The organism is Endobacterium cereale, from assembly GCF_009617585.1.
In the GTDB taxonomy this organism is placed as follows: domain Bacteria; phylum Pseudomonadota; class Alphaproteobacteria; order Rhizobiales; family Rhizobiaceae; genus Neorhizobium; species Neorhizobium cereale.
Genome location: NZ_WIXI01000040.1, coordinates 207530 through 217106, shown reverse-complemented (window position 1 = coordinate 217106; position 9577 = coordinate 207530). Strand labels below are relative to the sequence as shown.

Below are 9577 nucleotides of genomic sequence, written 5' to 3'. Positions count from 1 at the left end.
ACGGACCGGCACCGACGATGACAACGTCGAATTCCATCATCTCCCGTTCGGGAAGCTCGGTCGCATCGGTCATGTCTCAGAGCACCTTTTCCAATTGCGGCGAGATCTCGAAAAATCCGCCGTCAGGTCCATAATCGCCGACCTGCAAAATCAGCGCTTCTTTGACGAAGATCTGGTCGAGCCGGTTATAGTCATCTCGGCCGTGTTTGGCTCGCCACGCGTATTACCCGCCTGCCAACGGATAGCCATCGGTTATCAGGCGTTCGCGAACAACTCGTCGCCGAGAATTCTTTTCAGCGAACCGATGGCCGATGCCGGCGTATAGGAACCGGTTACACCGCCGAGAGACTGCGAACTGATTGAGATTTCCCATTCCAGCCCTCTTCCAGACACCGCGATATGGTGGCGCATGGCCTTGGTATTCGGATCAGCGATGACAATGCTGCGGGTACGATCGAAACCGATGCCCGCGAACGCAACTGCGGCATGGACATTGACGTTGCGCGGGAAGCGAATGCAGGCGTCACGGGTAGAACCTTCGAACAGGATTCCGGAGGCATCGGCTGCCTGCCCCAGGCTGGCGCCGCTCTTCGTGGTGGTGATGACGACCTGTTCGATCTGCTCGCGACCGTCACGCAAGCCGTCCAGTCCCAGAACAGCACCGTGCGGCACGAACAGTCTATGCCCGCTCTTGCTTGCCGCCTCATGCAGCGCCGATTCCACGGCGCTATCCGCCAGCGCCGAGCAGCTGAAACCGCAGAGATCCGAATGGGCAAGAATATCTGGACCGAGCGCACTCAGAAGAGCGGGCGTTGCGGCTTCAAGAACAAGATCGGCCTTCCGCTCCAGCGCCTGCGCAGCGTCGTCGATCAGAACGTCGGCCAGATCGGCGTTCTGCGCATATTTGGCCTTGTCGGAGACGAGAACATAGGCGACCTTCACGCCTTCAAGACCGCTGACATAGTCGAACAGGCTCTTGCCGATCACGCCGGCGCCGATAATTCCGATAGACCTGTATTTCATCATTCCACCTGCATTTTTTCTATTCTCGGGCTGCCGCCTGAAAGTGCGGCAAACCTCGCCGGTTCGAACCTAACCTTCCGGCGGCAGCAACTCAACGTCATCAGGCGTGCGCGCGCCAAGCAGAGCCAGGGTCGTGTCCATTTCGTTTCTGAGCATCGAGAACATTGCACCCGCCCCTGTTTCTCCACCGCAGGCCAGCCCCCACAAAGGCAGGCGACCGAGCATGACGGACTTCGCACCGAGAGACAGATATTTGAGGATATCGCTGCCACGCTGCACGCCGCTGTCCGCCATGACCTCAATATGATCGCCGACGGCATCCGCGATGACAGGCAAGACCCTTGCCGTCGCCGGTGCGCTGTCTATATTGCGCCCACCATGCGACGAGACGACGATGCCATCCGCACCAATCTCCCGGCATTTGCGCGCATCGTCGACGGAGAATATGCCCTTGACGACGAGCTGACCTTTCCACCATTGCCGCAATTCACGCAGGTCTTCCCAGTTGAGAAGACTTTCGGGCTTGACTGCGTCGGATACCGATGGTCGCGTGATGGCGGAGCGAAACTCCTGCGGATAATGGCCATAGACCGGCATTCCCGTCGTCATCATGTACCGGAGCAAAACCCCGAACAGCCAGCGCGGATGCAACAACACATCGGCGGTGGCGCGCGGCGTCATTTTCATCGGGATCGAAAAGCCGTTGCGCATATTGTATTCGCGGTTTGGCACCACAGGCGTGTCCACCGTCAGAACCAGCGTTGTCACACCGGCAGCCGCCACCCGTTCCAGCAATCGCCGGGTCAGGCTTCGGTCCTTCCAGACATAAAGTTGAAACCAGAGCATTGCCTCCGGTGCGCCGGCCCTGATCTCCTCGATCGTCGTAATGGATTGGGTGGAAATGCAAATGGGAATACCGGCTGCAGATGCCGCCTTCGCCATCCTGATCTCGCCATTGTGGGCGACGAGGCCAGCCAGCGCCGTCGGTGCGACCATGATCGGCAGCTTTGCCTGCTGGCCCAGGACCGTGGTGGAAAGGTCCCGCTCGGCATGCCCGGTCAGCATGCGCGGCATCAAATTGATGTCATCAAGGCTGCGGCGCAGATCCGACAAGGCGCGCTCATCTTCGGCACCGCGATCTATATATTCGAACAGGGAGCGCGGAAGACGGCGGCGCGCCGCCTTCCTGAAATCGGCTGAATTCAGCAACCTGTTCATTCCTTACCGCTCCCTTGGCCCTTATTTCCGGTAATTGAAGGCCACAAATTCCGGCGTGAACTTGCCGCTTTCCATGTCTTCCTCCAGCATGTTCTGACCGCGTTCCTGCGGCTTGCCGTAGCCGCCAGCACCAGGCGTTTCGATGACGGCCGCCATCGCCGGTGTCAGGCGGATGCGGTTCGCCTTGGAAGGCAAGCTTTCTTCTCCGCCCTCACCGTCCAGTTTCAGAAAGCGCCCCGGCGAACCAGCCGTGCCGCCAAAAATGCCCCATGGTCGATTGCGGAAACGCTCGCCGACACCGTTGAATTCGCATTCGTGATCAACGGGACGAATGGTGCGACGGATGCCGAGGCCACCGCGGAACCGCCCGGCGCCCCCTGAATCTTCCACCAGCGCATATTCCTCGACGCGCAAGGGATATTCGATCTCGATCGCTTCGACAGGCAGGTTGGAGGTGTTGGTGATGTTGACCTGAACGCCGTCCTTGCCGTCCTTGGTCGCACGCGCGCCCATGCCGCCGCCCAGCGTTTCCAGATAGATATACTGTTTGCCGTTGCGTGGATCGATGCCGGCAAACACGGCACTGGTATTGGCGCCATTGGCCGCCCCGATCGCCTGATCGGGCAATGCCTGCGCCAATGCGCCGATGACGATGTCGACGACGCGCTGGCAGGTATTGGCGCGCAGCGCCACCGAAGCCGGCGCTACGCAGTTCATGAACGATCCGAGCGGCGCACGGATTTCGATCGCGTCGAAAATGCCGTGATTGTTGGGCACTTCCGGATCAAGAAGCGCCTTCAGCGAAAAGCACACCGCCGATTGCGTCGCATTGAACGTCAGGTTGAAATTGCCGGGGACCTGTTTGTCCGTACCTTCGAAATCGAAGAGGATTTTTTCGCCCGACTTTGTGATCACCAGATTGATCCTGATGTCCTCGGTGCCGGCACCGTCATCATCCATGACGTCGGAAAAGGCATAGGTCCCATCCGGCAGCTTGGTGATGGCAGCGCGCATGCGCAGATTGGTCCGCCGAATGATGTCGTCGAACACCGCTTCCATATACGAAGCGGTGTGACGAGTGATAAACTCCTGAAGACGGCGCTCGCCCAAGCGCGCAGCGGCAATCTGCGCGTTGAGATCGCCCTTGCGCTCTTCCGGAAGGCGCATGTTGAGAAGCAGAATGCGCATCATGTCATCCTGCAGCACGCCCTTGTTGAACAGACGCACGATCGGAATGCGCAGGCCTTCCTTGTAGATCTCGTCGAGACCACCCGACATCGAACCCACGGCCGCGCCGCCAACATCGGCGTGATGAACGATATTGGCGACGAAGCCGACAAGGCGCCCATCACCGAACACCGGCATCGCGAGATTGATGTCCGGCAGGTGCGTGCCGCCTGCAACATGCGGGTCATTGCCGATGAAAACGTCGCCGGGCGCAATCGTGTCGCCGTACTGATCGAGGATATGCGTCATCAGTCCGGCCATGGAGGCCAGATGGATCGGCAACGCGTGTTCTGCCTGGACGACCAGCCGGCCTTGAGCATCGGCGATGGCCGTGGAGTGGTCGTGGCGTTCCTTGATATTGGTCGAGAACGCGCTGCGCATGATCGTCAGGAAACATTCGTCGGTGATCGACTTCAGGCCATTCCAGCTGATTTCGAGCGCGATGGGGTCAAGGCCGATTTTATTGAGCATCGTCGATCTCCAGAATGAGGCTGAGCGCCGGGTCAACCGTCAGGCTTGCCCATGGCGGCACAACGGTTGTCGTGTCGAATTGCGTGATGATGGCCGGACCCTGCAGACGCACGCCGGCTTCCAGCGTACTGCGCGGATAGATCGGGGTCGAAACCGGCGCATGCTCGTCGAACCAGACATCATGATATTCGGAAGCCTTGGCAGGCCCGACAGGCTTTTCGGCAAGCGGGGTAATCTGGCTGAGGCGCGCAACAGCCTTCATGCGGACGTTCATGATCTCGATCGGCGCCTCCCGATCGACATGGCCGTAGCTGCGCTGATGCGCCTCGAAGAATGCCTCCTTCAGCGCGTCGATATCCGGCAGGCGGGGCTCGTCGCCAGGCTGACCGAGGGTGACCGGCAACTCGTAATTCTGTCCGACATAACGCATGTCGAGGGTCAACAGACGGTAGGCGCCCTCGGCCCCGTCGGCCTCAAGCGCAATCCAAGCCCTCGCCTGTTCGTCGAGCTGCTGCACCGCCGTTTCAATCGGCGCCAGAGAACCATCAAGCGGCGTGCGGCAGGTAAAAACGAAATTCTCCTGCAGATCCGCCTCGATCAGGCCTTCGGCACACAGGATGCCCGGCGCAGCCGGGACGATGATGCGTTTGATGCCAAGTGATTTCGCCACATCGGTGGCATGAAGACCGCCGGCACCGCCGAACGGCATCAGTGCGAAATCGCGCGGGTCATGCCCCTTCTGGGTGGAGACGGCGCGGATCGCCCGGGTCATGTTGGAGGAAACGATGCCGCAGATACCCAGTGCCGCCTTGACGACCGGGATACCCAGCGGCTCCGCGATCGTCCTGATCGCCTCGACCGCCTTGTCCCGGTCGATCATCAGGCCGCCGCCGGCAAGTGACGCCGGAAGGCGCCCGAGCACGACATTCGCATCGGATACGGTGGGCCTGGTGCCGCCCTTGCAATAGCAGGCAGGCCCCGGCACGGCGCCAGCGCTTTCCGGACCAACCTTCATCAATCCGTCCGGGCCGATATGGGCGATGGAACCGCCGCCCGCTCCGACTGTATGGATATCCACCATGGGCAGGCGGATGCGGAAGCCCGCGATATCGCGCACATGTGCGATTTCGGTCTCGCCGTCACGGATCAGGCAGACATCGGTACTGGTGCCGCCGATATCGAGCGTGATGATGTCACCGATCGACGACTTTCCGCCGGCCGCCGCAGCGCCGACCGCGCCCGCCGCCGGACCAGAAAGGGCAGTGCGCACCGGAAACTCCAGCGCCTTGTCGACCGACATGAGGCCGCCGCTCGACTGGAAGATGCCGAATTTGGCATTCGGCGCAACTTCGCTGATCGCACTCTTCAGGCGCTCCATGTAGCGGCCGACTTCGGGCTGCAGGAAGGCGTTGATCAGTGTCGTCGAGAAACGTTCGAACTCGCGGAACTCAGGCTGAACCTCGCTCGAAATCGAGACATAGACTTCCGGCAGAGCAGCGCGGATGGCCGCCGCGATCCGCTGTTCGTGGACGGGGTTGAGGAAGGAGAACAGCAGGCAGACGGCGATGCTTTCCACCTGCGGCGCCGCCTTCAGCTCTGCAACCAGCCGGTCGATTTCGGCATCTGTCAGTTCAACGACGATTTCGCCGCGCGAACCGATACGCTCGGTCACCTCCAGCCGGTTGACGCGCGAGACCAGCGGCGCCGGCGCATCCTCCTGGAGATCGTAGATGAGCGGACGCACCTGCCGGCCGATTTCGACCAGATCGCGAAATCCTTTTGTGGTGATCAGCCGGATAGCGGCGCCACGGCGCTGCAGAAGTGCGTTGGTGGCAACGGTCGTACCGTGCGCGAACCGAACGATGTCGGCACCTGGAATGCCCGTCTTTTGCTGAAGCTCCTTCAGGCCCTCAAGGATGGCCCTGGACGGATCATCCGGCGTGGAAGGACGCTTGTGAATATGCGCTGCACCCGTCCGCAGATCACGCGCAGAAAAATCCGTGAACGTTCCACCGACGTCCACACCGACGATCCAGTCAGCCATGCTGTTTTCTCGCTTCCGATTTTGTAAGCCCCTCGGGGCTATCGAATTTCAGTATCCATATTGCATACTGAAATGCAAACAAAAGAAGAGGGGTTTTCGAATTTCATGTGACAATCCGTTTCCGGACTGCCCGCCCGCCCTCTTCGGCCTTTAGTGTGTGGTCGCCTCGACGCCCGTCAGCCCTGCCAGAAACTGACGGCAACGCTCCGTTTCCGGATCGAACAAAACCTTGCTCGATGCGCCCTGCTCGACGATCTGGCCGGCCTCCATGAAGATGGTCCGATCCGATGCGTGACGGGCGAAATCCATTTCATGGGTGGCGATCAGCATCGTCATCCCCGAATCCCTTACCTCACGAATGACGTTCAGCACCTCCTGCACCGTTTCCGGGTCGAGTGCTGAGGTCGGCTCGTCGAACAGCATGATCCTCGGCTGCATCGCGAGCGCCCTTGCGATGGCGACCCGCTGCTGCTGCCCGCCGGAAAGCTGTCTGGGGAAATTTTCCGCCTTGTCGGCCAGGCCGACACGGGCAAGCAGTTCCATCCCCTGTTTGCGGGCCTTCCCGGCATCCTGCTCGCGCACCAATCGGGGGCCAGACGTGACATTATCGAGCGCCGTCATGTGCGGGAACAGATTGAAGCTCTGGAAGACCATGCCGATCTCTTCCCGTTGCCGGGCCAGAACCTTTTCGCTGAGTTTTTTGCGGCCGGATGACGTCGTGTTCGCCCCGATTTCCTCGTCGCCAACCATGATCGTGCCCGAGGAAATGGTCTCGAGCGTATTGATGCAGCGCAGAAGCGTGCTCTTGCCCGATCCGCTCGGCCCGATCAGTGCAATCGCCTGCCCTTTTTCGACCGAGACGGAAACACCCTTGAGGGCGACATAGTGACCATAGGCCTTCACCACGTCACGAAGCTGCAGAAACGCGCCGGGGCTGTCTGTTGCCATCGTCATGATCACACCGCCGTTGTCTTGAGGTTTTCCGTCTTCTGGACGCCGGTATCGGCGAACCAGCGGGAATTGCGCTTTTCGAAGGCATTCTGAAGCAGGGTCCAGATCGCGGTCGCGCCGAGATAGTAGAGCGTTGCGACGGACAGGGCCTCGAGCACACGGAAGTTTGCCTGCGTGAGATTGTCGGTCGCACGGAACAGTTCGGTCATCGAAATCACGGAAACAAGCGAGGTGTTTTTCAACTGCCTGACGAACTCGTTGCCAAGCGGCGGCACCGCGATGCGCAGCGCCTGCGGAAAGACGATAAAGCGCATGATGGTAAGCGGCCGCATGCCGATTGCTCTCGATGCCTCCCATTGCGCCGTCGGAACGGCGGAAAGCGAGGAACGGACGATTTCCGCCACATAAGGGCTTTCCGACAACATCAGGCCGATGATCGCGGCCTCCACCACGGACAACCGGATGCCCATTTGCGGCAAGGCGCTGTAGAGGAATACCAGTTGCACCAAGAGGGGCGTCGCCCGGAAAAAGGCGACATACCCCTGATAGAAGCCGCGTGTCAGAAAGCTGTCGATCCGGCCGATCAGGGCAACGACCGTTCCAAGCACAATTGCCAGGAACAGTGTCAGCAATGTCAGCCAGATCGTCGTCCACAATCCCGTCAGGATGGTCGGATGAACCAGATTATGGAAAAATACGGACCAGTCCCAGACGTTCATGGCCTCTTTCCTTATGCTGCCAGCGGAAGAGATTTAACGCCGGAGGCTTCAAGCACGGCCTTCAGGCGCTCGCGCAGCTCGGGCGACGACGGCGCCATCGGTTCGCGCGGATTGCCGAGCGGCAGGCCGCGAATATCCGATCCGGCCTTGGCAAGCGGCACGTAACCGTTGAGCAGCATGAAGTTGAGAACCGGCCACAGGCGGTCCCAGACCTTCAGGGCCGCATTCCAGTCCTTGTCGACGGAAATGCGGTCATACAATTCGACACACAGTTCCGGGATGAAGGTCGAGGCGCCGATGATCGAACCGGGAGCGCCATGAGCGAGCACGGCCAGCAGAGCCGGATCGCAGCCGGCCAGAACCGTCGGCGCATCCGGATTGGAAAGCATGCGCATGGTGCGGGTGAAGTTCTGCGGGCTGTCCTTGATATACGATACGAGACCATCACGCTTGAGCGTCACCATCTGGTCTTCCGTAATGTCCAGACGCGTGTTCGCGGGCGTGTCGTAATAGATGATCGGACCGCCGGCGATCTTGACGATCTTGTCGAGGAACCGCTGGACGTCGGGGAATTTCAGGTTGTCGAAATAAGGCGTCAGAACCAGCATCTGATCGACCCCGACATTGCGGGCGTGCTGGGCAAGATCCAGCGCATCGCGCAGGTTGCTGGAGCCGACATGGGCAACGACATCCATCCGCTCGCCGGCGTTTTCGACCGCGATCTCGTAAAGGCGCTTGCGTTCCGCAACGGATAGAGCCGGATGTTCACCTGTCGAGCCGCTTGCCACGACGGCATGGATGCCGGCATCGCGCTGTGAGCGGACGAGACGGGCATAAGCCGCCTCGTCGATGGATGCGCCATCCTTGGTGAATGGTGTAAGAATTGCGCTGATAATACCCTTGAGTTCGCTTTTCATGCCTCTACCCTTCTTTTTTGAAACGGATGGGCCGACGACCAGCCGTCGTCGGCCAGATGGTCTAATTCGGATTATTTGAGAGCGGCGCTCTCTATGCCCCATTGCTTCAGGACGGCGTCGTAGGATCCATCCGTCTTCATGGCTGCAAGCGCGTCGGTGACAAGCTTGGCCAATGCCGAGTTACTGGTCTGGAAACCGATGCCGAGTTTGGTCGGGCTGATGCCGGTTGCGACCTTCTTCAGGCTGTCGTTTTTGGTCATGTAGTAGGAGATCAGCGAGTCCGTCGCGATGAAGCCTTCGACGCTGTCGTTTTCCAGCGCTCGAATGGCGACAGGTTGCGTGTCGAATGCCTGGATGGTCACGGCAGGTTTGCCAGCTGCCTCGCATTTGCCGCTGGCTTCCTGAAGAACTTTTAGCGAGCCCGAGCCTTGCAGCACGCTGACCGAATGACCGCACAGGCCTTCAAGGCCTTCGATATCGGCTGTCTTCTTGGTGACGACGGTCTGGCTTGCCTGGATATAGGGCACCATTGCAATCGCCTGCTCACGCTCCGGCGTGATATACATGGCGGCGCAGACCATATCGAAACGGTCTGCCTGTAGGGCGGGAATAAGCCCCTTGAAATCCAGACTGATGAATTCGGCAGTCGAACCGAGCTTGTTGGCGATCGCGCCGCACAGCGCCACATCGACGCCGGTCGGCTTCTGGTTTTCGTCGAAAAAGCCCCAGGGCATCTGGGTCAGCGACGTGCCTATTCTGAGATTTTTCGGTGCTTCCTGTGCGTAAGCCGCTCCCGACATGGAAACGCTCAGGAGCATTGATATGGCAATTGCATTGACGACTTTCATGGCATTACCCTCTTTGTTATTTCCGCATCCCAAATGGATACTTGGAAAAATTCTAATCGGCTGCCTGCGGTCTTGCTGAATGGATTCCTCTCTGTGTCTGATGGTTGGATGGCGGTTCGGCTAAGCGCAGTCAGCCAGACCCGGCTCCGCCCCAGCCGG

The 9577-nt window shown here is 59.9% G+C and carries 9 protein-coding genes; 1 reads left to right on the top strand and 8 read right to left on the bottom strand.

What is annotated here, in order from left to right; genetic code table 11:
- On the top strand, positions 1 to 325 hold a 325-nt coding region (locus GAO09_RS29635; RefSeq protein WP_209018681.1), incomplete at its 5' end, for a hypothetical protein.
- Here GAO09_RS29635 and GAO09_RS10190 read toward each other — a convergent pair.
- From GAO09_RS10190 to GAO09_RS10155, 8 genes are all read right to left on the bottom strand, one after another.
- Entirely contained in the window at positions 256 to 1026 is a 771-nt protein-coding gene (locus GAO09_RS10190) for an aspartate dehydrogenase domain-containing protein (RefSeq protein ID WP_153353893.1), read from the bottom strand. The two genes, GAO09_RS29635 and GAO09_RS10190, sit on opposite strands and share 70 nt — an antisense overlap.
- A 66-nt stretch (positions 1027 to 1092) precedes the next feature.
- Entirely contained in the window at positions 1093 to 2241 is a 1149-nt protein-coding gene (locus GAO09_RS10185; protein WP_153353892.1) for an alpha-hydroxy acid oxidase, read from the bottom strand.
- Positions 2242 to 2262: 21 nt separating this feature from the next.
- A complete protein-coding gene (locus GAO09_RS10180; RefSeq protein ID WP_153353891.1) occupies positions 2263 to 3939 on the bottom strand; it encodes a hydantoinase B/oxoprolinase family protein in 1677 nt (558 codons plus the stop codon).
- Positions 3929 to 5983, bottom strand: coding sequence for a hydantoinase/oxoprolinase family protein (locus tag GAO09_RS10175; RefSeq protein ID WP_153353890.1), 2055 nt, complete (start codon positions 5981 to 5983; stop codon positions 3929 to 3931). Before GAO09_RS10175 ends, GAO09_RS10180 begins: the two co-directional genes overlap by 11 nt.
- A gap of 150 nt (positions 5984 to 6133) precedes the next feature.
- Positions 6134 to 6937, bottom strand: coding sequence for an amino acid ABC transporter ATP-binding protein (locus GAO09_RS10170; RefSeq protein WP_153353889.1), 804 nt, complete (start codon positions 6935 to 6937; stop codon positions 6134 to 6136).
- 2 nt (positions 6938 to 6939) lie between these two features.
- On the bottom strand, positions 6940 to 7653 hold the full coding sequence (locus tag GAO09_RS10165) for an amino acid ABC transporter permease (RefSeq protein ID WP_153353888.1): 714 nt from the start codon (positions 7651 to 7653) through the stop codon (positions 6940 to 6942).
- An 11-nt stretch (positions 7654 to 7664) separates the two neighbouring features.
- Positions 7665 to 8570: a dihydrodipicolinate synthase family protein gene (locus tag GAO09_RS10160; RefSeq protein ID WP_209018680.1), complete on the bottom strand. Its 906-nt coding sequence runs from the start codon at positions 8568 to 8570 to the stop codon at positions 7665 to 7667.
- Between the two features lie 71 nt (positions 8571 to 8641).
- Positions 8642 to 9418 (bottom strand): ABC transporter substrate-binding protein, encoded by a 777-nt coding sequence (locus GAO09_RS10155; RefSeq protein ID WP_153353886.1) that lies wholly within the window; start codon positions 9416 to 9418, stop codon positions 8642 to 8644.
- Between the last annotated feature and the right edge of the window lie 159 nt (positions 9419 to 9577).